Source organism: Microbacterium sp. PF5 (assembly GCF_004794315.1).
Taxonomy (GTDB): Bacteria; Actinomycetota; Actinomycetes; order Actinomycetales; family Microbacteriaceae; genus Microbacterium; species Microbacterium sufflavum.
The window spans coordinates 21,693-43,644 of record NZ_SSDQ01000151.1 but is presented as its reverse complement, the minus strand read 5'-3'; the positions used below and the strand labels follow the sequence as shown (position 1 = coordinate 43,644).

General features: G+C 67.5%; 21 protein-coding genes. 4 read left to right on the top strand and 17 right to left on the bottom strand.

The annotated features are described in order from the left end of the window. The first annotated feature begins 92 nt into the window (after positions 1–92). Both trxB and trxA read left to right on the top strand, forming a co-directional pair. Positions 93–1,067 (top strand): thioredoxin-disulfide reductase, encoded by a 975-nt coding sequence (trxB, locus tag DW297_RS14890; RefSeq protein ID WP_136033775.1) that lies wholly within the window; start codon positions 93–95, stop codon positions 1,065–1,067. Between the two features lie 68 nt (positions 1,068–1,135). Continuing rightward, positions 1,136–1,459 (top strand): thioredoxin, encoded by a 324-nt coding sequence (gene trxA, locus DW297_RS14885; RefSeq protein WP_136033773.1) that lies wholly within the window; start codon positions 1,136–1,138, stop codon positions 1,457–1,459. A gap of 65 nt (positions 1,460–1,524) precedes the next feature. Here trxA and DW297_RS14880 read toward each other — a convergent pair whose 3' ends face one another. From DW297_RS14880 to rpmH, 17 genes are all read right to left on the bottom strand, one after another. After that, entirely contained in the window at positions 1,525–2,175 is a 651-nt protein-coding gene (locus tag DW297_RS14880) for a GNAT family N-acetyltransferase (protein ID WP_240744642.1), read from the bottom strand. Beyond that, the gene (locus DW297_RS14875; protein WP_136033771.1) at positions 2,172–2,858 is read right to left on the bottom strand and encodes a PIG-L deacetylase family protein; all 687 of its coding nucleotides are present in this window, start codon (positions 2,856–2,858) and stop codon (positions 2,172–2,174) included. The genes DW297_RS14880 and DW297_RS14875 overlap by 4 nt, the downstream gene beginning before the upstream one ends. 24 nt (positions 2,859–2,882) lie before the next feature. After that, entirely contained in the window at positions 2,883–3,770 is an 888-nt protein-coding gene (locus DW297_RS14870; RefSeq protein ID WP_136033769.1) for a carbohydrate ABC transporter permease, read from the bottom strand. After that, a complete protein-coding gene (locus DW297_RS14865) occupies positions 3,770–4,744 on the bottom strand; it encodes a carbohydrate ABC transporter permease (RefSeq protein WP_205812707.1) in 975 nt (324 codons plus the stop codon). The genes DW297_RS14870 and DW297_RS14865 overlap by 1 nt, the downstream gene beginning before the upstream one ends. 66 nt (positions 4,745–4,810) lie before the next feature. Continuing rightward, positions 4,811–6,115, bottom strand: a complete 1,305-nt coding sequence (locus tag DW297_RS14860; RefSeq protein WP_136033767.1) for an extracellular solute-binding protein — start codon at positions 6,113–6,115, stop codon at positions 4,811–4,813. A 24-nt stretch (positions 6,116–6,139) separates the two neighbouring features. After that, on the bottom strand, positions 6,140–7,096 hold the full coding sequence (locus DW297_RS14855) for a GNAT family N-acetyltransferase (RefSeq protein WP_136033765.1): 957 nt from the start codon (positions 7,094–7,096) through the stop codon (positions 6,140–6,142). 113 nt (positions 7,097–7,209) lie between these two features. Continuing rightward, a complete protein-coding gene (locus DW297_RS14850; RefSeq protein WP_136033763.1) occupies positions 7,210–8,397 on the bottom strand; it encodes an exo-beta-N-acetylmuramidase NamZ family protein in 1,188 nt (395 codons plus the stop codon). Between the two features lie 381 nt (positions 8,398–8,778). Then, on the bottom strand, positions 8,779–9,114 hold the full coding sequence (locus tag DW297_RS14845; RefSeq protein WP_136033761.1) for a tryptophan synthase subunit alpha: 336 nt from the start codon (positions 9,112–9,114) through the stop codon (positions 8,779–8,781). A 9-nt stretch (positions 9,115–9,123) separates the two neighbouring features. Beyond that, positions 9,124–10,572: a sugar porter family MFS transporter gene (locus tag DW297_RS14840; protein ID WP_205812708.1), complete on the bottom strand. Its 1,449-nt coding sequence runs from the start codon at positions 10,570–10,572 to the stop codon at positions 9,124–9,126. A 60-nt stretch (positions 10,573–10,632) separates the two neighbouring features. Further along, a complete protein-coding gene (locus DW297_RS14835; RefSeq protein WP_136033759.1) occupies positions 10,633–11,601 on the bottom strand; it encodes a ParB/RepB/Spo0J family partition protein in 969 nt (322 codons plus the stop codon). Further along, positions 11,601–12,524 carry a ParA family protein gene (locus DW297_RS14830; protein WP_136033757.1) on the bottom strand — a complete coding sequence of 308 codons (924 nt, stop codon included), beginning with the start codon at positions 12,522–12,524 and terminating at the stop codon, positions 11,601–11,603. The genes DW297_RS14835 and DW297_RS14830 overlap by 1 nt, the downstream gene beginning before the upstream one ends. A 2,984-nt stretch (positions 12,525–15,508) precedes the next feature. Continuing rightward, on the bottom strand, positions 15,509–16,174 hold the full coding sequence (rsmG, locus tag DW297_RS14820) for a 16S rRNA (guanine(527)-N(7))-methyltransferase RsmG (RefSeq protein ID WP_136033755.1): 666 nt from the start codon (positions 16,172–16,174) through the stop codon (positions 15,509–15,511). Then, positions 16,174–16,665, bottom strand: coding sequence for a Jag family protein (locus DW297_RS14815; RefSeq protein ID WP_136033753.1), 492 nt, complete (start codon positions 16,663–16,665; stop codon positions 16,174–16,176). The genes rsmG and DW297_RS14815 overlap by 1 nt, the downstream gene beginning before the upstream one ends. Continuing rightward, the gene (gene yidC, locus DW297_RS14810) at positions 16,662–17,732 is read right to left on the bottom strand and encodes a membrane protein insertase YidC (protein WP_136033750.1); all 1,071 of its coding nucleotides are present in this window, start codon (positions 17,730–17,732) and stop codon (positions 16,662–16,664) included. Before yidC ends, DW297_RS14815 begins: the two co-directional genes overlap by 4 nt. A 3-nt stretch (positions 17,733–17,735) precedes the next feature. Then, the gene (gene yidD, locus DW297_RS14805; RefSeq protein ID WP_136033749.1) at positions 17,736–18,086 is read right to left on the bottom strand and encodes a membrane protein insertion efficiency factor YidD; all 351 of its coding nucleotides are present in this window, start codon (positions 18,084–18,086) and stop codon (positions 17,736–17,738) included. Next, a complete protein-coding gene (rnpA, locus tag DW297_RS14800; protein ID WP_240744641.1) occupies positions 18,083–18,388 on the bottom strand; it encodes a ribonuclease P protein component in 306 nt (101 codons plus the stop codon). Before rnpA ends, yidD begins: the two co-directional genes overlap by 4 nt. Positions 18,389–18,439: 51 nt before the next feature. After that, complete coding sequence (gene rpmH / locus DW297_RS14795; RefSeq protein ID WP_022879826.1) at positions 18,440–18,577, bottom strand: 50S ribosomal protein L34; 138 nt, start codon at positions 18,575–18,577, stop codon at positions 18,440–18,442. Positions 18,578–18,592: 15 nt separating this feature from the next. Here rpmH and dnaA point away from each other — a divergent pair, with 15 nt between their 5' ends. Both dnaA and dnaN read left to right on the top strand, forming a co-directional pair. Further along, positions 18,593–20,281 (top strand): chromosomal replication initiator protein DnaA, encoded by a 1,689-nt coding sequence (gene dnaA / locus DW297_RS14790; RefSeq protein ID WP_446724379.1) that lies wholly within the window; start codon positions 18,593–18,595, stop codon positions 20,279–20,281. 478 nt (positions 20,282–20,759) lie between these two features. After that, positions 20,760–21,902: a DNA polymerase III subunit beta gene (dnaN, locus tag DW297_RS14785; protein WP_136033743.1), complete on the top strand. Its 1,143-nt coding sequence runs from the start codon at positions 20,760–20,762 to the stop codon at positions 21,900–21,902. Positions 21,903–21,952: the final 50 nt, after the last annotated feature.

Below are 21,952 nucleotides of genomic sequence, written 5' to 3'. Positions count from 1 at the left end.
CGCGCGCCTGCCGCTGGGGAATGCCCCGCGGTTACCATGGGTTGAAGCAGTCGGACGTCTTTCGACGGCACCGCCTTTCTAACGGAGATCACATGCGTCAGGTCATCATCATCGGCTCCGGCCCCGCCGGATTCACGGCTGCCATCTACGCCGCACGCGCGAACCTGGAGCCGCTGCTCATCGCGAGCTCGGTCGAGGTCGGCGGTGAGCTGATGAACACCACCGAGGTCGAGAACTACCCGGGCTTCCCGGAGGGCATCCAGGGCCCCGAGCTGATGGCCAAGTTCCAGGAGCAGGCCGAGAAGTTCGGCACCGAGGTCCTGTACGACGACGTCACCGAGCTCGATGTCGCCGGCCCGGTCAAGAAGGTCACGCTCGGCTCCGGCGCCACGCACGAGGCGAAGACCATCATCTATGCGACGGGCTCGGCCTACCGCAAGCTCGGCATCGAGGGCGAGGAGCGCCTGTCGGGCTTCGGCGTGTCCTGGTGCGCCACGTGCGACGGCTTCTTCTTCCGCCAGAAGACCATCGCGGTCGTCGGCGGCGGCGACTCGGCGATGGAGGAGGCGACCTTCCTCACGCGCTTCGCCGACAAGGTGTACGTGATCCACCGCAAGGACACGCTGCGCGCCTCGAAGATCATGCAGGAGCGGGCGTTCGCGAACGAGAAGATCGAGTTCGTGTGGAACAGCGAGGTCGCGGAGATCCTCGGCGAGACCGCGGTCACCGGTGTGCAGCTGCGGTCCACGGTCGACGGCTCGCTGCGCGACCTGCCCCTCGACGGCCTCTTCATCGCGATCGGCAACGACCCGCGCACGCACCTCGTGCACGACAAGCTCGAGCTCACGTCCGAGGGCACGATCTGGGTCGACGGCCGCTCCTCCCGCACCTCGGTCCCCGGGGTGTTCGCGGCGGGCGACGTGATCGACCCGACCTACCGTCAGGCCATCACCGCCGCCGGCACCGGCACGGTCGCCGCGCTCGACGCGGAGCACTTCCTCGCCGATCTGGAGGACGCCTCGGTCGAGGTCCCCGCCGCGGAGGCCGCCGAGGTCATCACGGCCTGATCAGCGCCGGGAACACTTTCCCCTCGCCCGTTGTTGTAGCAGGCGAACCTCGAACAAGGAGAACTCTGATGAGTGCAAAGGCAACGAGCCAGGCGACCTGGGAGCAGGACGTGCTGCAGGCCGATGGTCCCGTGCTGGTGGACTTCTGGGCCGAGTGGTGCGGTCCGTGTCGTATGGTCGCGCCGGTGCTGGACGAGATCCAGGCCGACAACCCCGACAAGATCACCATCCTCAAGCTCAACGTCGACGAGAACCCCGAGCTCGCCATGAAGTACCAGATCACGTCGATCCCGGCGATGAAGGTCTTCCACGGCGGCGAGGTCAAGACGACCATCATCGGCGCCAAGCCGAAGTTCGCCCTCGAGAAGGACCTCGCCGACTTCATCGGCTGATCCTCCCGGACGACGAGAAGGGGCCGCACCTCCCGGGGGTGCGGCCCCTTCTGCGTCCCCGGCCCTCAGTGCCGCGGGGTCACGTCGTCGAGAAGCATCCCGAACGTCACGCCGTCGTCCGTCCGACGCAGCTCCGCGAAGCCGAGGCGACGGTAGAACGCGATGGCGCCGGTGTTGCGCGTCCCGGCGGTCAGCTGCATCCCCGGCACGCCCCGGTCGCGCAGCAGCGTCGCGAGCGTGTCGATCAACCGCCGCCCCCACCCGTGGCCCTGCGCCTCGGGCAGCAGGTCGATGTGCAGATGCGCGGGGTAGCGGTCCACGAACGGCACCCGACCCTCGCCGATCCTCCGGGCGAACGCGACGATGGTCGCATCCCTGCCCCCGTCGGCACGGTCGCCCCGGTGCCGCGCCTCGCGGGGAGGCCACCACGCGTGCCGGAACCACTGCTCGTACGCGGTCGTGTCGGGCGCGCACACCACGTACCCGAGTACGCGGTCGCCGGCGTCGAGCACGAGACACGTCTCGGGGCTCCACGCCGCGTAGGGCAGCGCGAACACCTCCCCCAGCAGCCGTGGCGAGCGGTAGAGGCCCGTGGCGTCGGCGCCCGAGTCTCCGGTGCGCAGGCACACGGCGGCGAGGTCGTCCTCGTCGCCCACGCGGAAGGGCCGGAGGCGCAGACGCACCTCCGGCCCTTCGGTCGAGCGCTCGGGGCTCACGGCCCTGCCAGCTCGGCGCCCTTGTCGCCGCGCTTGAAGCCGCACGCCCGGGTGGTGCCGGCCAGGCAGCCCTTCGCGAGCATGTTCGCGCTGTAGTAGTCGATGTACCGGAACCCGTAGGTCTCTCCGCGGGCGAAGGCCTGGCCCTGGATGGCTGCCCGCCAGGTCTCGAACGCGGCGTCGGGGATGTCCACGTACAGGTCGGGCGTGAAACCCTCCGCGTCTTCCCAGTTGTCCGCGTGCAGGAACTGCGAGATGCCGTGGCGTCCGTACGGGCTGTCCACGGGGAGAGACGCGAGGAACCGGCCGCGCTCCGCGAGGATCGCCGCGCGCTCGTGGTCGCGGTGGATGCTCGTGGTCCAGTGCGTGATGAGGATCTCGGGCTTCTCCTGCCGGATGATGTCGGCGATCTGCTCCGCGGCGGAGTCGTCGTCGGGCAGGAAGCCGTCGGAGTAGTCCAGCACGCGGAACTCGGCACCGATCGCCGCCGCGAAGGCCTCGCCCTCCGCCACCTTCTGCTTCCGATACTCGTCGGGCGCGATCGTGGGGTGGCCCCGCTCGCCGTAGGTGCACGCGAGGATGATCGCCCGGTCCCCCTCCTGCACCATCTTGGCGAGGGTCGGACCCGCCGTGAGGTCCATGTCGCCGATGTGCCCGCCGATGGCGAGTACGGTCCTACCCATTGTCATCACTCCGTTTCGTGGGGGTCACTTCATTCCGCTGAGCATGACGCCGCGGACGTAGTACTTCTGCAGGAAGAGGAAGATCAGCAGCACCGGGAGGGTGCTGATGACGATGCCGGCCATCACGATCGGCATGGTGCGGTTCGGGTCGATGAAGCTCTGCAGCATCTGGATGCCGACGGGCAGCGTCATCAGGTCGGGGTTGGCGGAGGCGATCAGCGACGACCAGATGTACTCGTTCCACTGGCCGACGAACGTGATCACGCCGAGGGTGATGGCCACCGGCGTCGCCTGCGGCAGCACGATGTTGAAGAACAGCCGCCACTCCCCCGCACCGTCGATGCGCGCGGCCTCGAGCATCTCGTCGGGCACGCCCACCATGAACTGGCGCATCAGGAAGATGCCGAACCCGCTGACGAGGAACGGCAGCATGAGCGAGACGATGTTGTTCGTCATACCGCCGAACCCGCCCTGGCCGAGGATGTTGTTGCCGCCCACCAGCGGCCAGTTCAGCATGATCAGGAAGTCGGGGATCAGCAGCAGGAACGGCGGCAGCATCATGGTCGCGAGCACGAACCGGAAGATCACGTCGCGACCGCGGAACCGCAGCTTCGCGAGCGCGTAGCCCGCCATCGCGGAGGTGATGAGCACCGACGCGGTGACCACGAGCGTCACGACCGTGCTGTTGAAGAACAGCTTGTCCAGCTGCAGCTGCTCGAACGCGGCGGTGTAGTTGTCCCAGGTCCAGTTCTCCGGGAAGAACCGGTACGGGAAGATGCCGTACTCACCGGGGCCCTTCAGCGAGCTGAAGACCGTGTCGAAGAACGGGACCACCATCATCACGCCACCGATGGCGACCACGAGGTAGGAGATCCACGGGAACGGGTGGCGCTTGCGCTGACGGACGCCCATCAGTCGTCTCCTCCGGTGCGACGGCTGATCCAGAGCTGGAGCAGCGTGATGATGAAGATGATCAGGAAGAGCACCATGGCCATGGCGCTCGCGGTACCCCAGGCGCCGAACTTGAACGCCTGCTGGTACATCTCGAACGCGGCGACGTTCGTGGCGTTCGCGGGTCCGCCGTCCTTGGTCATCACGATGATGAGCGCGAACGACTGCAGGCCGGCGATGCACTGGGTGATGAAGACGAACACCAGGGAGGGCCGCAGCAGCGGCAGCGTGATGCTCCAGAACGTGCGCCAGGAGTTCGCGCCGTCGATCTCCGCGGCCTCGTACATGGTCTTGTCGATGCCCTTGATGCCCGCCGTGAGGATGAGCACGGCCGCGCCGATCGAGGCCCACGCCTGCACCACGGCGACCGCGGGGAGGGCGAGGTTCGGGTCGGACAGGAAGCCGATGGAGTTCACGCCGAGGGCGTTGAGCACGGCGTTGATGAGGCCGGCCGGCTGGTAGAGCATCTTCCACACGTTGCCGATCGCGACCACGGTGGCCACGACGGGGAGGAAGTACAGGAACCGCCAGAAGCCCTGGAACTTGAGGCGTTCGATGAGCTGGGCGACGACGACCGAGCCGCCGACCGCGAGGATCACGGCGATGATCGCGAACAGGAACGTGTTGATGAGGATCGGCTGCACGAACGTGCTGTCGATCTGCAGGATCTCCAGGTAGTTCTGGAACCCGGTGAACTCGATCTTGGTGAGGTCGTATCCGCCCCAGGTCGACAGCGACAGGAAGATCGCGAAGAAGGTGGGCAGGATCAGGAAGACGGTGAAGAACAGCAGGGAGGGCGCGAGGAACAGGTAGCCGGCACGGGCTTCGCGGCGGAACCGACGCGAACGCGGCTTGGCCTTCTTCCCGACCGTCGTCACCGCGATCGTGTCCTCCGCGGCTTCCTGCGCCGCCGTCATGAGAGTGGGGTTGGCCATCGGCCCTCCGTGGGTGGTCTCGGGGTGGAGGGCGGGGACGCGCGTGGTCCCCGCCCTCCGGTGGTGCTACTGGGCGTCGATCTCCTTGACCAGCTTCGAGAAGGTGGTCTTCACGTCGGCGCCGTTGACGATGATGTCGTTGAGCGCCGTGTTGGTGGCGGTCTTCGCCTCGTAGGCGTTCGACGCGTTCGACTCAGCCATCGCGTAGTCGGCGGCGGCGTAGATCGCCTCGAGGTTCGGCTCCTCGGCGAGGTACTTCGGGCCGAGGATCTCCGCGTCCGTGGTGCGCGGCGGGATCAGCCCCTGCGTGGCGAGGAAGTCGCCGAGGGCGGTGACGCCGTCCTCGTTCTCGTGCGAGTTGAGCCAGCTGAGGAACTTCCAGGCCTCTTCCTGGTGCTGGCTGCCGGAGTTCACGCCGGTGAAGAAGCTGTAGGCGAGGGAGCCCACGTCACCGGTCTCCGGGCCGGGCACGGGGGCGACGCCGACGTTGGCGTAGTCGTCGCCCATCGAGGCCTTCAGGCTGCCGATCCACCAGCCGGCCTGCACGGCCATGGCCACGCCGCCCGTGGGGAACGCCTTCGTCGGCATGATCGAGGTCGAGGTGGCGCCGGTCTCGGCCAGGTCGGACTCGAGCTGCATCACGTCCTCGGCCTTGTCGTCCATGGCGGACTTCCCGTCGGCCGCGAGGAACTCGCCACCGGCGGAGTCGAGCAGCGACAGGAACGGGTGCACCGTGTGGTTGTCGCCGTCCTGGATGAGGGAGAGGCCCTGCACGATCGTGTTGCCCGAGCCGTCCTTCTTCGTGGTGGCGTTGGCGGCCTCGACCAGCTCGTCCCAGTTCGCCGGCGGGGCGTCGTAGCCCGCGTCGGCGAGGAGCTGCTTGTTGTAGAACAGCGCGTACGTGTTGAACTCGGTCGGGTATCCGAGGATCTCGCCGTCACCGGTCGTGACCGAGGCGAGCGCCGCGGGGCTGTAGTTGTCGGTGATGTCGGCCGCGACGTCCTTGGGCGGAGCGGAGAGCACGCCGTTGGCCTGCAGCTGCCCACCCCACAGGGAGTACGAGCTGACGATGTCGGCGCCGCGTCCGCCGGTCTGGCGCACGTTGAGGGTGGTGAGCAGCTCGTCGAAGTTGACGGCCTGCGAGGTCACCTGGATGTCGGGGTTCTCCTCGTTCCACTGGTCGATGAGGTCGCCGATCCCGGTCTTGAACGGGTCGCTGCCGTAGTGGCTGAGGAAGGTGAGCTTCACGACGCCGTCGTCTCCGCCCCCTTCCGCCCCGGTGGTGCATCCGGCGAGGGCGAGCGCGGCCGCGCCCGTGAGCGCGACGGTGGTCACCAGGCGTCGGCGGTGACGCTGTGCTGCAGACTTCATGTGATTCCTCTCGGGTGGGCCGCGTCAGGCGGCGGTGGGGGCGTGCAGGATCGTGAAGGTGCGAGTGATCTCGAACCCGGTGTTCAGGTACAGGTGTCCGGCGGCGGAGGTCTCCTCGGTCCACAGGAACCAGGCGCTGTGGGCGCCCAGGGCACGCATGCGCTCGAGCGTGAGGTGCAGCAGGATCTTCCCGAGTCCCGTGCCGCGGCTCTCCGGCAGCACCCCGAACGGGCCGAAGCGCTCCAGCACGTTCTCGTACGTGCCGTGCATGGCCCAGCCGAGCATGGCGCCCTCGGGGTTGCGGCAGACCATGATGCGCTCGAGCGACTGTCCGCCGAGCACGCCCTCGCGGATACCGCGCGACCAGTCGGCGTTGAAGGTGCCGGCGATCTCGATCAGGTCGACCAGGTCGTCGCCCGTCGGTGAGAAGAACGTCCAGCCCTTGGCGCGGAGCTCGGCGATGCGGGCGCGCACGTCGTCGGGCATGGCGTAGTCGTTGAGCGTGCGGTCCATGGCGACCGAGGTGTACTGCGTCTGGAAGCCGACGGAGCGCAGGAACGCGTCGGCTTCGGGGTAGCGGTCGGCGTCGAGCCCGGGGAGGAAGTAGTTGGGCGTGTACGACGAGAAGTAGACGGTCTCGACGCCGTGCCCGCGCAGCCACTCCTTCGCGGCGGCCATCAGGGTGGTGGCGATGCCGTGGCGTCGGGCGGACGGGACGACGAAGAAGAACGGGATCCAGCCGGAGGTGGGCTCCAGGTCGTCGCCGTCGGCCGCGATCTGGCGGCGGACGGCGTAGACCGCGCCGACGATGTCGCCGTCGGACTCGGCGAGGAAGAGGCCGTCGGCGTCGAAGTTGCGGTCGAGCAGGATCAGGTCGCGGAACCGCTCGTAGCTGATGCCGTCGGCGGGCGCCGCTTCGGTCCAGGCTCGCGCGATCTCGGGGCCGTCTCCCGCGCGGAAGGTCCGGACGATGCTCTCCATTGATATCTCCTCGGGTGAAGGGGGGTGCGGCAGCGCGATGGGAATGAAAGTACATTCACCGTCGCGTCGATGTCAATAAGTTTTGGTCACGATTAACATGACGGAAATAGTTTTCAGCGTGGGTAGAGCAGCACGTCGTCGCCGTACGCGTCCGCGACTCGCTGAGGCCCCGCGGACAGCGCCGCCAGGTCTCGCCCGGCGTTCAGCGCCTCACGGAGGCTGGTGGACCCCCACAAGCGGTCGAGCGCGTAGCCGGAGTCGCCTGGATCGAGCCGCTGTCCCGCATCCAGGCTGTGCACGTCCTCCGGCGCCGACGTACGGGCGGCCTCCAGCACCGCCAGGGCGGTCCCCACCGGGTCATACGCCCGGTGGTCGGTGATGTGCAGCTGCACGCCCCGAGCGGTCTCCCCCACGTGCTTGTGGAACGTCGGCTGGAAGGCGATGTCGCGGAACAGCACACCCGGCAGGTCGCGCCCGCGCAGGTCCTCCGCGAACGCGGCCGTCAGGAACGGAGCGCCGATGGTCTCGAACGGCCGCGTGGTGCCGCGCCCCTCGCTCAGGGTCGTGCCCTCGACGAGCCCGGTGCCGGCGAACGCGTACACCGAGTCGAGCGTGGGGATGTTGGGCGACGGCGGCACCCACGGCAGTCCGGTGGCGGTCCAGTCCCGCGCGGGGTCCCAGTCCGTCAGCGTCACCACGTGCAGGTCGAGCTCGAGGCCCTCCGCGGCGAGGTCGCGGCGCGCGAAGAGGCGTGCCAGCTCCCCGGCGGTGAGGCCGTGGCGCTGGTGGATGTCGCTGCGCCCCACGAAGCTCGTGAAGCGCTCGCCCTCGATCCCGGGGCCCGCGAGCACGGCGCCGCCCAGCGGATTCGGTCGGTCGAGCACGGTGAACGGCAGCCGGAGGCGCGCGGCGCTGCGCATCGCGTCGTACATGGTCCAGATGTAGGTGTAGAAGCGCACCCCGATGTCCTGCATGTCGAAGGCGAGGGCATCCACGCCGGACGCGGCGATCATGTCGTCCAGCGCAGCGCCCTCGGTGAGGTAGGTGTCGCTGAACGGGAGCCCGGAGCGTTCGTCGCGCTCGATCGCGGTGCTCTCCCCCGCCTGCACCGAGCCGTCGAGACCGTGCTCGGGGCCGAACAGGTGATGCAGTCGCACACCCGCGGCCGTGAACGCATCGATGTTCCGGGACAGGTCGGGCATGGTCCCGGTGAAGTTGGTGAGCAGGCCGATCCTGCTCCCGGGGATCAGGTCTGCCCGGTCTGCTGCACGCTCCGCTCCGATGCGTAGGCGTGACGTCATGGCGAACTCCCTTGTCTTTCATGAACACACGGAAGTGCCGGTCAGTGCCCGCCCCGCCGCGTTGCTGTCACCTTTTTACCAGCATGAAGCGATTTATGAAAATCATGTTCAGAAGTCTTGTGCGTCGCACCCGTCCCTGATCATCCGCCTCCGTCGCCCCGGCGCCGGCCGCGCACCCACCTCGCACTGCCCCCACACCGCCCCCCGCGCTGCAGCGGGCCCGGCCCACGCATCCCCCGCGCCGCCGCATCGCGCCCGCCTCACGCATTTCCCGCGCCGCCGCATCGCGCGCACACGCCGTCGCACCGCCCCACGCATCCACGCGTGTCGAGCCTCACCGCCGGTGCGTGCGGACGCCGCGCGGAGGAATCGAAAGAGCCGTCAGGAGGCGTCGGCGATGCGCGGGTCCCACCGGCGGTGGCGCTGCTGTTCGTCGAGCAGTCCCCACACCGCCGGGGTGAGCTCCGGGTACTCCAGGGCGATCTGTCGCAGCACGCGGTAGTGCCGCGCGGCGTTGGGTCGCACGCCGTCGTTCGCGGCGATGTTGTCAGCGCGGAGCAGGTACACCACGAGCTCGTCGACGCTCGGCAGCTCCTCCATGAACTCCCACGGGTCTTCCCCGCCCAGCAGCCGCTCCTGGATCAGCACCGCGAGTTCGTCGGCCGCTTCGGCGCGCAGCACTTCCAGGCTGGCGCGGCGTGGGACGGACTCGGTCATCCGTCCAGCCTACGCGCGTGCGCGACCCCGTCGGCGCTCGACCTTCGCGTCCTCGGTCATGTCCTCGAGCTCCCGGCCCTTGGTCTCGGGCACCTTGAAGAACACGAAGAAGAACGACAGCAGAGCGAAGAACGCGTAGAACCCGTAGGCGAAGGTGAGTCCGATCTCCGCGAAGGCCGGGAACGTCGTGGAGATGAAGAAGTTCGCGACCCACTGCGCAGCGGCCGCGACGGCGAGTGCGCCAGCCCGGATCGAGTTCGGGAAGATCTCGCCGAGGAGCACCCAGACGAGCGGTCCCCAGCTGGCGCCGAAGAACACCACGAATCCGTTGGCGCAGACGAGGGCGACGGTGGCCCAGGGGTCGGGCAGCGTCGCGGTGCCCTGCGCGTCCAGCGTGCCGAAGGAGAACGCGACCGCCATCAGTCCGAGGGTGACGGTCATGCCGACCGAACCGACGAGCAGCATGATCCGCCGGCCCACCTTGTCGACCAGGAGGATCGCCACGATCGTCACCACGATGTTCGTCACGGAGGTGATCACCGAGGTCAGCAGCGCGCTGGACTCGTCGAACCCGACCGACTGCCAGAGCGTCGTGGAGTAGTAGAAGATGACGTTGATGCCGACGAACTGCTGGAACACCGACAGCAGGATGCCGATCCAGACGATCGGCTTGAGCCCGAGGCGATTCCCTCGCAGGTCACGCAGCGACTCGGCGCGCTCGGTGTCGATCGTCCCGGTGATCTCCTTGATCTTCGCCTCGGTGTCGATCGTGCCCGTGACGGTCTGGAGCACCTCTGCGGCGCGTTTCGTCTCGCCCTTGCGCACCAGGTAACGCGGCGACTCCGGCAGCCGGAGCGAGACGAGCCCGTAGACGAGCGCGGGAATGGCCGCGACCATGAACATCCAGCGCCAGGCGGTGAGCCCCCACAGCGGCTGATCCGCTTCGCCGGCGATTCCCGCGAGCAGCGCGTCGGAGAGGAGGGCGGCGAAGATACCCGTGACGATCGCGAGCTGCTGCAGCGAGCCGAGTCTCCCACGGATGGCGGCCGGCGACACCTCGGCGATGTACGCCGGAGCGATGACCGAGGCTGCCCCCACGCCCAGTCCGCCGATCACGCGCCAGATGATGAGGTCGACCACGCTGAAGGCCAGACCGGAGCCGATCGCGGAGACGAAGAACATGGCGGCTGCGACGACCATGACCGGGATGCGCCCGAACTTGTTCGAGATCGGGCCGGCGAACCAGGCGCCGACCGCGCAACCGATCAGCGCGGACGACACGGCGAAGCCCTTGAGGCCGGTACCGAGGTCGAACCCGGACACGTCGCCCGCGAGAGCGTCGACGGCACCGTTGATCACCGCGGTGTCGAAGCCGAAGAGGAAGCCACCCAATGCCGCGGCGATACTGACCGCGATCACACGGCGCTTGATGCTCGCCGCGTCAGCTGCTCTGCTCATGACCTACCCCCGCATCGTCAAGATGACGCGAGTCTAGGCCCTCCCTGACACCGTGCGGGGTCAGCGCGCGGAGCCGTACCCTTCTTCGCCCAGCTCCTGCAGGATGCGGTTGAGGTCCTGGATCGACGCGAAATCGATCGTGACCTGGCCCTTTCGCGTCCCGAGCGAGATCTTCACCCGCGTGTTCAGGCGATCGCCGAGCTTGCCCGCCACCTCGTCCAGATAGGCCCGTCGCGCTCCCGGCGTGGCCTTCGGGGTCTTCCCCGCGCTCGGCTGCGCCTTGGCGGCGACCTCCGTCGCGCGCACCGACAGGTCTTCGTTCACGACCTTGTCGGCAAGGCGCTGCATCGCCTCCGGGGTGTCGAGACTCAGGATCGCGCGGGCGTGACCGGCCGACAGCACTCCGGCTGCGACGCGCTGCTGCACGGGGACGGGCAGTTTGAGCAGGCGGATGGTGTTGCTGATCTGCGGACGAGACCGGCCGATGCGGGTTGCGAGCTCTTCCTGGGTGATGCCGAAATCCTCGAGCAGCTGCTGGTACGCCGATGCCTCTTCCAGCGGGTTCAGCTCGGAGCGGTGCAGGTTCTCGAGGAGCGCATCGCGCAGGAGGTCCTCGTCGGCGGTGTCGCGCACAATGGCCGGGATCGCGTCGAGCCCGGCTTCGCGTGCAGCCCGCGTCCGACGCTCCCCCATGATGAGTTCGTAGTCGCCGTCGCCGTTCTTGCGCACGACCACCGGCTGGAGCACCCCGAACTCCCGCACGCTGTGCACGAGTTCGGCCAGGTCCTCCGGGTCGAAGTGCGTCCGCGGCTGACGCGGGTTCGGCACGATCGCGTGCGGGTCGACCTGCACCAGGTGGATGCCGGGGACCGCCTCGAGGGTAGCTTCCGCAACCGCGGCTGCGCCGGAGTCGGTCGTGTCCGGGCGCAGGCTCGCGCCGGGGAAGAACACGTCGACGGGTCGCTCCGCCTGATCCGCGGTCGGAATGAGGGCACCGATGCCCCGGCCGAGTCCAGTGCGCTTCGCCATTACTTCTCCTTGCTCTGCGTCACACGGGACGCGATCTCGACAGCGGCCTCGCGGTAGGCGATCGCGCCGGCGGACTGTCCGTCGTACGCGATGACCGTCTGGCCGAAACTGGGGGCCTCGGACACGCGGACCGACCGAGGGATGACGGTGTTCAGCACCTGGGTGGGGAAATGCGTCCGAACCTCTTCCGCAACCTGCTGCGCCAGCCGGGTACGGCCATCGAACATCGTCAGCAGGATGGTGGAGAGGTGCAGAGCCGGGTTGAGGTGCTTCTGGATCATCTGGATGCTTCCCAGAAGCTGGCTCAGACCCTCCAGCGCGTAGTACTCGCACTGGATGGGGATGAAGACCTCGGAGGCTGCGGTGAAGGCGTTGATCGTCAGAAGCCCGAGCGACGGCGGGCAATCGATGATCACGAAGTCCACCGGGTGGTCGACGAGGTAGTCCTGCAGAGCGCGTCGGAGCCGATGCTCTCGCGCGACCTGCGCCACCAGCTCGATCTCGGCGCCCGCCAGGTGGATGGTGCTCGGAGCACAGAACAGTCGTGGGCTCTCCGGGCTGGGCTGCACGATCTCCGCGAGCGGGAACTCATCGATCAGCACGTCATACACGCTCGGCGTGTCCGCGTTGTGCGGAACCCCGAGTGCCGTGGACGCATTCCCCTGGGGGTCGAGGTCGATCACGAGAACCGAGGCACCGAGTCCGGCCAGCGCGGAGGCGATGTTCACCGCACTCGTGGTCTTGCCGACGCCGCCTTTCTGGTTCGACACGGTAAGCACCCGGGTCTCCCCGGTGAACTCCACGTGAACGGCTTCGAGGGCCCTGCGGCGCGCGGAGAGGTCGGCGAGTTCGCGAGCAAGCGGGGTATCCATCCCGAACGAGTCGTTTGCCGGTGTCTTTTCGGACTGTTTCACGTGAAACATCCACTCCTTTCGGGGCCGCATCCCACTCTAACCGCAGGGACGGACCTCGAACCGCGCACGCCCGTCAGCATCGACCCTGAGCGCACTTCCGTCCGCGGCTCGTACCGGCCCACGACCGGCAGCCGCATCGATTCCGGGAGTTCCTCGTCGCAGCGAGCGAGCGCCGCGCGCTCCCGGTGCCGCATCGATGACCGCAATCGGTCGTCTGAAACAGCTGCCGGGCCTCCTCGCTCGCGCCGGAGATCCCCGACCAGGCGCATCCAGGATCACGTCTACATGAACCGCCGCGTGAGCTGCCCCCTCAGCACCTCCTCCCCCACCCGCGACGGTTCTTGAAGAAGCCCCGACCTGCCCCCCGGCGAACGCCGCCCCGCATGAGCGCCTTTCACCGTTTCACGTGAAACACTGCGCCTGTTCCGCGGCGTGTTCGGTCCGTCAGCGACCGCGTCGTCTCGCCCTTCATGGCCCCGACCTCGCGGCTCACCCAGCCCTCCCCGCGATCCAGCACACCCGGTCCCGTCTCCGTCCGGGCTTGCCCCCATCGGGCCAACACCGCACGTCCGCGCATTTCCCTGGTGCGGTCGGTCGTCCACTGCGTCTCGTGAGCCGACGGACCTCCGTGTTGTCGGGGCCCGCATGCCTCCACCCTCGGCGCCCGCTCTTCCCCACCCCGCTTCGTCCCCACCCCGCTTCTCCCCCACGCCCGCCCCTTCCCCGACGCCCGCCTCCTCCCCACGCCCGCCTCCTCCCCAGACCCGCCTCCTCCTCACGCCCACCTCCTCCCCCGCACAAACACCGCACCTTCCACGGTCGCGCCCGCTCGTCCGTCTTGCGCTCACCGACGACTCGCCACCAGCCCGCGACAGCCGGTCGGAGGCCCCCGCTCCTGACTCGGCAGCTCCGCTCATGGCCGTGCAGTCCCGTCTCCCCGTGCCTCGCCCCACAGCTTCCGGTGCGGAACGGCCCGATTCGGGCAGATGCTCTGCACTCACGGCTCGTGCAGCTGGCCCCTGATGTCCCTCGCGGCACCCGGGCACTCCGCCGACACCGTGCCGCCGGGTGCCACATGCCCTCCACTCCCCTACGCCATCGTCATCCGTACCGCGCACCCACCCCTCACGCAAGCAAGGCCCGCACGACATCCCCAGCTGAGCCTGGCGTCCCTCTCCGACCGACTCTCATGCTTCTCCTCACCCACAGGACACCCCGCACGACCCCCGCACCGCACCCACACGTCCCCGACTCCATCGTCATCCGCGCCCTGCCCACCCCTTTCACCTGAGCAACCGCACGCGCGGAATGCCCCGACCCTGCACGCCCGCACCACGTCGTCCCACCCGGTCGCCGCACCTCGCGCTCGTCCCTGCCCTCCCCACCCCCAGCCAGGGAACTGTGGACCCCCAGCTCATCGAAGCCTCAGTACACGGAGCCCTGTGGACATCAGCTCATCGAAGCCTCACCACACGGGTCACTGTCGACCCCAGCTCAGCGAACCCTCAGCACCAGAGGTGCAACCCCCCATCATCTTCCCCTCGTCGGCGCGAAGCCGTCACCCCCGGCGCCCATCACACATTCCCGTTCGATACAGGGACGCCTCAACTCCTCGGCCCGTGACAGCCCCTTTCTGAGGCGCCTCATCTCCCTCATCTGTAGTGCCCCGACTACCGGAGTCCCTGACGCTGCGCGACGTATGCAGCCGCACACTCCCTCACGCCCTACCGACTGCGCCACCGATCGCCCACACATCTCGAGTCCCCGCCCGTTCCGCTGTGTTTACAAGCGCGCCACCGCGCCGTGCCCGGCGCATCCGATCTCCCGCCACCCCGAAGCCTCCTCCCCTCCCGGGAGCCGACCACCATGAAGCTCACGCAGCATGGTCATCTCGCGCGTCGACGACTCGCGCACTCGGGCTGCTGGTCGTATTCACTCGGATCATCGGTTGCAGAGCCGTAGCGCGGTCAGGCCCGCACCACCCGACATCCAGGGCGCCGAAGTAGACCTGCGTTCCCCCGACACCGCTCCTTCTGGGGACACCCAGTGAATCCGCGGCCGCGGAAACTCTCACACGACTCGCCGCGGGGGCAGGATGCGCACCACCCCGCGGGCCCCCGTCGACACCGCGGCCAGTCCCTCCCTACGATTGCGACCCACCGGACCGGAGTTCGTCCGCAGCGCACGAACAGCGGCGCTCACCCCCTATACGCCCTCGGATCTGCTCATCAATCCACCAGCATCCCGCTGCCCATCGATCTCAACCGAGGGCCGCACTAAGACCACTCGGTCGCGATGCAAGCCACCTCACCGTCACCTGTCCGACCTCGCCGTGTTTCACGTGAAACATAGCCTCCGCCTGAGGTGCTGACGTCGATGTTTCACGTGAAACGGGCTGCCGGTGCGCTCGAACCGTAAGCACGTCAGGCACCGGGGAAGGGCGCGGGGCCTGCAACCAGCGGCTGGTGGCGCGGTCAACCACATCCCCACCTCGCGAGCCCGCGCCCGGTCAATCACCGGCTGCACCGCACACGATGACGATCCGCCATGCAACTGCGCTGGGCGTGTGTGTCTAGGAATGCCGCCGTCACACCCCTCACCAACGGCTGACGCTCCGTCGGCGGTCAGGGATCTGTTCGCATGTCGGGCACCACGTTCTAAACGCGAGGGGAGGACACGTGGCCACATAGGATCTCACCCCAAACCGGGCGGGACCCATCGCAGGGATCGCATCGCGCGACCGCGAGTCGCCGACGTCACGCTCGCCCGACCGACCGACCGTCGCCGTGCTGTCCGTGTTGGACGCGCTCGGTCAGACACGCCGCTCGGCGCGTGACGAAGACACGGCGGCGCCAAGTCATCCCCTCCGGCGAGAGTCGCCCGCTCCCGCACGTCGGATGCAGCCCGCACCCCCGGCAACCGCCGAAACTTCCGCGGCATAGTCGTGCCGAGTACGCCTCATCAGGCCGGATGTTTCACGTGAAACGGCGATGTCACCGCACGCGTGCACGCACGACGCGAGTCGTCTCGGGAACCACTCCCTCGCCGAGGACTTCTACCCGCACGTCGGAAAGGCGGTACTTCTTGATCTGCTTCTGCGCAGCCTCGATCTCGTTCGCCGCGTTTGCCCCCTTGAGCAGGGCGAGCTCCCCTCCGTCACGGACCAGCGGAGCTGTGAGGGGAAGGAGAGTCCGAAGCGCGCTCACGGCGCGAGCGGTCACGACGTCGAATCCATCGCCCGCCTTCACGTCTTCCGCGCGCGACCGCAGCACCGTGACGTTGTCGAGTCCCAGAGCCGCGACCTGCTCGTTCAACCAGGTGATCCGGCGTTCCATCGGCTCGACCAGTGTCCAGGTGACATCCGGTCGCGCGATCGCCAGGACCAGACCAGGGAGCCCGGCGCCCGACCCGATGTCCGCCACGGTGCCGTGGAAGAGGGGCGCGGCGATCGCGCTGTTCAGAATGTGACGGGTCCACAACCGCGGGAGTTCGAGGGGTCCGATCAGGCCCCGCTCCTCACCCTCACGAGCAAGAGCGGCCGTGAACTGTCGCGCGACGTCGATACGGTCGCCGAAGAGTTCAGCGGCGACGGCCGGCTCTGCTTCGACCACACCGGTTTCGGGTGCGCCGGGTTCGGTGGACGAGTCCGACGCCGACATCACCGACGACGCAACACAGTGTGGCGGTCCGCGCCCTCACCGTACGACTCGGAGACGAGGCCGCGGTCGGCAGCGATGTCATGCACCAGCTTCCGCTCGTAGCTCGACATCGAGGGAAGCGACGCCTGCGACGACCCCTCGTCGAGCTTCGCGGCCGCGGCGTCGACCAGCGTTTCGAGCTGCCGACGCCGGGTGTCGCGCGAACCACCGATATCGAGGATCAGCCGGGAGAACGAACCGGTCTTGTTCTGCACCGCCAGTCGAGTGAGCTCCTGCAGCGCCTGGACCGTGTCAGGTGCAGAGAGCACGGACAGTCCATCGCCCTCGGCCTCCACCGACACATAGGCGCGGCCCTGACGCACATCCAGGTTCAGATCGCCGTCGATGTCGGCGATGTCGAGCAGCTCTTCGAGGTAGTCGGCGGCGACGTCGCCCTCGAGCTCCAGCTGCGCCACCGTCGGCTCCGTGCTCCCGGTCACGACCTCGCTCATGAACCGCTTCCCTTCTTCTTCGCCCGCTTCTTACCCACGGGCTGCTGACGCTTCGGTGCCTCTGCCTTGGCCTTCTCGGCCTCCTCGAGCAGACGCTGCTGCTCGGCCTCGTACACCGACATCGGCACCACCTTGCCCGACGAATCGATGGCCTTGCCCTTGCGCGCCAGGCGTTCCTCGCGGGCCTTCGCCGCCTCAGAACCCGGGGTCGGCATCTCACGGATGACGAGGAACTGCTGCCCCATGGTCCACAGGTTGGAGATGAACCAGTACACGACGACGCCGAGCGGGAAGAAGACGCCCGAGAAGATGAAGCCCAGCGGCAGCACGTAGAGCATGATCTTCTGCATCTGGTACGCCTGGCCGGTCTTGGCCTCGGGCGAAAGGTTCTTGGAGATGATCTGCAGCTGCGTGAAGAACTGCGACCCGATCATGAGCACCACGAGCGTGACCAGGATGATGATGGCCGTCGTGTTCTGCGCATCGATCGCGTTGCCCAGCGTCTCGTGCAACGAGGCGACGCCGAAGAGCTTCGCGTCGTAGAACTCCTTCGTCAGCTCGGGGCTGAGGAGACCGACACCGCCGATGTTGTCTCGCGCGTGCTTGCTGACATCGCTCAGCACGCTGTAGAGCGAGAAGAAGATCGGCATCTGAACGAGGAGCGGCAGACAGCTCGACATCGGCGTCGTGCCGTGCTTCTTGTACAGCGCCATCGTCTCGCGGCTCATGGCCTCGCGAGAGAGCTGATCCTTCTTCCCGCGATACTTCTCCTGAACTTTTCGCAGTTCAGGAGCAATTTCCATCATCTTTCGCTGGCTCTTGATCTGCTTCACGAAGAGCGGGATCAGCGCCGCGCGCACCACCACGACGAGGCCGACGATCGACAGCACCCACGTGATACCGGAGGCTGCAGGAAGGCCGACGGCCGTGAGCAGCCAGTGCCAGGCGACCAGGATGAGCTCGACGACCCACTTCAGCGGCCAGAGGATCGTGCCGAGCAGGTCGAACCCCCCGGCAGCCGGTTCGGGGCTGGGGGTGGTGCTGGCGAGCAGGAGGTCAAGACCCACCGGTCAGTCCTTTCGGGAGGGAACGACGAAACCATGGGAGGTCAGGTCGTAGCGGAAGTGTTGGTGCGGCGTGACGTCGTCGACGCCTCCGCTGGTCCAGGGATTGCAGCGGAGGATGCGCCACGCGGAGAGCAGGGCTCCGCGCACGGCACCGTGCTGCTGCACCGCACCTACAGCGTAGGCGGAACAGGAGGGGTAGTACGCACAGACATCGCCATAGAGCGGGGAGATGACCTTGCGGTACCCGGACAGGAAGGCGATGACCGCGTTCCGCGGGAGCAGCGGGATGCTGCGCACGATGTCGCGTCCGCGCATCTCCCCGGTCCCGACCGACGAGGCGGGAAGCGCGGTCATGAGGAGACCTCGCTCGGAGCCAGACGCTGCAGGCACCTCTCGACGTCGGTGCGCAGCTCGGCGAACGACGCCACGGAGGATGCAGGAAGGGCACGGATGACGACATCCGTGCCCTGAGGAACACGCGGGAGCGCCTCCGCGCAGACGGCTTTCAGACGCCGACGCACGGTATTGCGCACCACGGCGGTGCCCACCTGCTTGCTGATGATGAAACCGAACCGCGGCTCACGCCGCTCACCCGTCGACAGGATCGAGGTGATGACGCGCGCCCCGCCACAACGCGATCCGCGTCGAACGACCATCCGGTAGTCGCTCCCGCGGGTCAGACGGAACGGGCGGGCGAGCACGGCTGCTTACGCAGAGAGCTCGGTGCGGCCCTTCGCGCGGCGTGCCGACAGGATGGCACGGCCGGCGCGGGTACGCATGCGAGCACGGAAACCGTGCTTCTTGGCGCGACGACGGTTGTTGGGCTGGAAGGTGCGCTTGCTCATGAGATCACTCCGGGAATGCTGCCACCGGATTCACTTCGACCGGAGACATGGGGAACTGCCCAAAAAGGCATAAGTCAACCGACTAAGGGTACGTCTTGGCGGCGCACAGGGCAAATTAGCGCCCTGCGACGCTCGAGTCCTCTCGCGAACCGCACAGCCATTATCCACAACCCGGACGCGCCCGATGCGCACAACACGCCCCCGTGTTTTCAAGGGCAGGTTGCCGTTCGTGGCCGGTGTGACTACCGTGGCATCCGAAGTTATCCACAGGGGCACGGCACGTCGACCGCGACCCGAACCGTCGTCCGGAGCACCATGTCCTCACCAGCCCAGCCCGACGTCCCGATCTGGACCACGGTGCAGGAGCTGCTGGAAGCCGACGATCGCGTCACTCCTCAGCTGCAGGGGTTCCTGAGCCTCGCCGTCCCGGCGGGAGTGATGGCCGCGACGCTGTATCTCGAGGTGCCGAACGATCTGACCGCCGCGCAGATCAACAAGCGTCTCCGGCTGCCGATCATGGAAGCCCTCGCCCACATCGGCGACGAGGTCACGTCGTACCGGGTCGTGGTGAACCACGAACTGGCCGATCAGCCGACCGCGCCGATCGCCGTCGCCGACTTCGGTCGCCAGGAGCAGCCGCGCGAGTCGCCGATGGAGCAGCCGACGCAGCTGCGCCACGAGTCACGGCTGAACCCGAAGTACACCTTCGACAACTTCGTCATCGGCCAGTCCAACCGCTTCGCCCACGCCGCCGCGGTCGCCGTCGCCGAAGCACCGGCCAAGGCATACAACCCTCTGTTCATCTACGGCGACTCCGGACTCGGCAAGACCCACCTCCTTCACGCGATCGGCGACTATGCCCAGTCCCTCTACGCCGGCGTGAAGGTGCGCTACGTGTCCAGCGAGGAGTTCACGAACGATTTCATCAACTCGATCGCGAACAACCGGGGTGCCGCCTTCCAGGCCCGGTACCGCGATGTCGACATCCTCCTGATCGACGACATCCAGTTCCTCCAGGGCCGTGCCGAGACGCAGGAGGCGTTCTTCCACACGTTCAACACGCTGCACGACCACAACAAGCAGGTCGTGATCACGAGCGACGTGGCACCGAAGCACCTGACTGGTTTCGAAGATCGCATGCGCAGCCGCTTCGAGTGGGGACTGATCACCGACGTCCAGGCGCCCGACCTCGAGACCCGTATCGCGATCCTGCGCAAGAAGGCGCAGAGCGAGGCGCTCCACATCCCCGACGAGGTGCTGGAGTACATCGCCACCGTGGTGTCGTCCAACATCCGTGAGCTCGAGGGTGCGCTGATCCGTGTCTCGGCGTTCGCCAGCCTCAACCGTTCCGCGCTCGACATCTCGCTGGCGCAGACCGTGCTTCGCGACATCATCGACACGGCGGAAGACAACATCATCTCGCCGACCGACATCATCACGGCGACCGCCCAGTACTTCAAGCTCACGGTCGACGACCTCTATGGCTCCAGCCGGTCGCAGCAGATCGCGACCGCCCGACAGATCGCCATGTATCTGTGCCGTGAGCGCACGAGCCTCTCTCTGCCGAAGATCGGGCAGCTGTTCGGCAACCGCGATCACACCACGGTCATGTATGCGTACAAGAAGATCAGCGAGCTCATGAAGGAGCGCCGCTCGATCTACAACCAGGTCACGGAGATCACCACGCAACTCGGCCGTCGCTGACGGAACCGGAGGAAGGGCGTCGTCCGTCGAGGACGGCGCCCTTCGTCGTTCTTGACAACGGCCGGACGTCTCCGATAAATGCGTCTATGCACATGTGGATAACTTGTGGATGATTCGGGATCGCGGCGCTCAGGATGTGGGCCGAGTGGGGAAACCTGTGGATAACCGTCACGAGCCCTCGAGTCTCCACATCCTCGATAACCCGCGGATTCCTCAGCGTCTCCACAAGTGACAGTCGTGTAGTTCCCTACTCGCGTCTGCTTTCCACCGACTTATCCACAGTATCCACAGCGGTTAACACCGTTAAGGAGTTAAGTCATTCAAGGGGCGATCCGATCACCAGACGGTGGGGACAACCCGACAGGTGCGTCGCCGGTGCTCCGGCGTAGGGATCCGCGGGACTGTAGGGCTAGCATGGGAAGCCCTGCACTGGCAGGACCCGACGACGACCCGTCATGACGACGACAAGGGAGCACCCGTGAGGTTTCAGGTCAACCGCGATGTCTTCAGCGAGGCTGTGTCCTTCGTCGTCAAGCTCCTCCCCCAGCGCAACCCGCAGCCGATCCTGGCCGGTGTGCTGATCGAGGCAGACGGTTCAGGGCTCACCCTTTCGGCCTTCGACTACGAGGCATCCGCCAGGACGACCATCGAGGCCACGGTCGAGACCCCGGGGACGATCCTGGTGCACGGCCGACTTCTGTCCGACATCGCGAGCCGTCTGCCGAACGCACCGATCGAGATCGCCGTCGAGGACGACGGGGGCATCGCGGTCACCTGCGGCTCTGCGCGATTCACGCTCGCGGCCATGCCGGTCGAGGAATACCCCTCGATCCCCGAGGTCTCCGGCTCCTCCGGTGTCGTCCCCGCCGATGACTTCGGCACCGCGATCGCCCAGGTCGGCTTCGCGGCCTCGCGTGACGACGTCACGCCGGTCCTCACCGGCGTGCAGCTCGAGGTGACCGGGCAGACGCTCAGCCTCGTGGCCACCGACCGCTACCGGGTCTCGCTGCGCGATGTGCCCTGGGACGGAGAAGCCGTCGAGGCCACCGCGCTGGTCCCGGCCCGCACCCTGCTCGAGGTCGGGAAGACGTTCGGGCACGCCGGCACGATCCAGATCGCGTTCTCCGGCGCGGGCGACCGTGAGATCATCGCGTTCACCGCGGGCAACAAGACCGTCACCTCGCTGCTCATCAAGGGCAACTTCCCGCCGGTGCGTCGTCTGTTCCCCGAGCAGACGGATCACTACGCGGTCGTGAACACCGCCGACCTGATCGAGGCCGTCCGCCGCGTGTCCCTGGTGCTCGACCGCGCCGCCCCGCTGCGCTTCACCTTCTCGGCCGACGGCGTCACGATGGATGCGTCCGGCAGCGAGCACGCACGCGCGTCCGAATCGGTCGACGCCATCCTGTCCGGCGGTGACGAGGTCACGCTCGGCCTCAACCCGCAGTACCTGATCGAGGCGCTCGGCGCGGTGAAGAGCGAGTTCGTGCGGGTCACCTTCACGTCGAGCGACAACGCCAACAAGCTGAGCCCGGTCCTGATCACCAGCCAGACGTCGGTGGATCAGGCGGGCCTGGACTCGTTCAAGTACCTGCTGCAGCCGAACCTGCTCCTGCGCTGAGCGCGTCGCGTCGCCCCGGCGGCGGGGAGGATGTCCGACCCGAAAGGTAG

What these genes read in the sequence shown, in the direction of transcription:
- trxB (WP_136033775.1), top strand. Translation starts at nt 93, where the DNA reads ATGCGTCAGGTCATCATCATCGGCTCCGGCCCCGCCGGATTCACGGCT.
- trxA (WP_136033773.1), top strand. Translation starts at nt 1,136, where the DNA reads ATGAGTGCAAAGGCAACGAGCCAGGCGACCTGGGAGCAGGACGTGCTG.
- DW297_RS14875 (WP_136033771.1), bottom strand. Translation starts at nt 2,858, where the DNA reads ATGGGTAGGACCGTACTCGCCATCGGCGGGCACATCGGCGACATGGAC.
- DW297_RS14870 (WP_136033769.1), bottom strand. Translation starts at nt 3,770, where the DNA reads ATGGGCGTCCGTCAGCGCAAGCGCCACCCGTTCCCGTGGATCTCCTAC.
- DW297_RS14865 (WP_205812707.1), bottom strand. Translation starts at nt 4,744, where the DNA reads ATGGCCAACCCCACTCTCATGACGGCGGCGCAGGAAGCCGCGGAGGAC.
- DW297_RS14860 (WP_136033767.1), bottom strand. Translation starts at nt 6,115, where the DNA reads ATGAAGTCTGCAGCACAGCGTCACCGCCGACGCCTGGTGACCACCGTC.
- DW297_RS14855 (WP_136033765.1), bottom strand. Translation starts at nt 7,096, where the DNA reads ATGGAGAGCATCGTCCGGACCTTCCGCGCGGGAGACGGCCCCGAGATC.
- DW297_RS14850 (WP_136033763.1), bottom strand. Translation starts at nt 8,397, where the DNA reads ATGACGTCACGCCTACGCATCGGAGCGGAGCGTGCAGCAGACCGGGCA.
- DW297_RS14845 (WP_136033761.1), bottom strand. Translation starts at nt 9,114, where the DNA reads ATGACCGAGTCCGTCCCACGCCGCGCCAGCCTGGAAGTGCTGCGCGCC.
- DW297_RS14840 (WP_205812708.1), bottom strand. Translation starts at nt 10,572, where the DNA reads ATGAGCAGAGCAGCTGACGCGGCGAGCATCAAGCGCCGTGTGATCGCG.
- DW297_RS14835 (WP_136033759.1), bottom strand. Translation starts at nt 11,601, where the DNA reads ATGGCGAAGCGCACTGGACTCGGCCGGGGCATCGGTGCCCTCATTCCG.
- DW297_RS14830 (WP_136033757.1), bottom strand. Translation starts at nt 12,524, where the DNA reads ATGTTTCACGTGAAACAGTCCGAAAAGACACCGGCAAACGACTCGTTC.
- rsmG (WP_136033755.1), bottom strand. Translation starts at nt 16,174, where the DNA reads ATGTCGGCGTCGGACTCGTCCACCGAACCCGGCGCACCCGAAACCGGT.
- DW297_RS14815 (WP_136033753.1), bottom strand. Translation starts at nt 16,665, where the DNA reads ATGAGCGAGGTCGTGACCGGGAGCACGGAGCCGACGGTGGCGCAGCTG.
- yidD (WP_136033749.1), bottom strand. Translation starts at nt 18,086, where the DNA reads ATGACCGCGCTTCCCGCCTCGTCGGTCGGGACCGGGGAGATGCGCGGA.
- rnpA (WP_240744641.1), bottom strand. Translation starts at nt 18,388, where the DNA reads ATGGTCGTTCGACGCGGATCGCGTTGTGGCGGGGCGCGCGTCATCACC.
- rpmH (WP_022879826.1), bottom strand. Translation starts at nt 18,577, where the DNA reads ATGAGCAAGCGCACCTTCCAGCCCAACAACCGTCGTCGCGCCAAGAAG.
- dnaA (WP_446724379.1), top strand. Translation starts at nt 18,593, where the DNA reads ATGCTGCCACCGGATTCACTTCGACCGGAGACATGGGGAACTGCCCAA.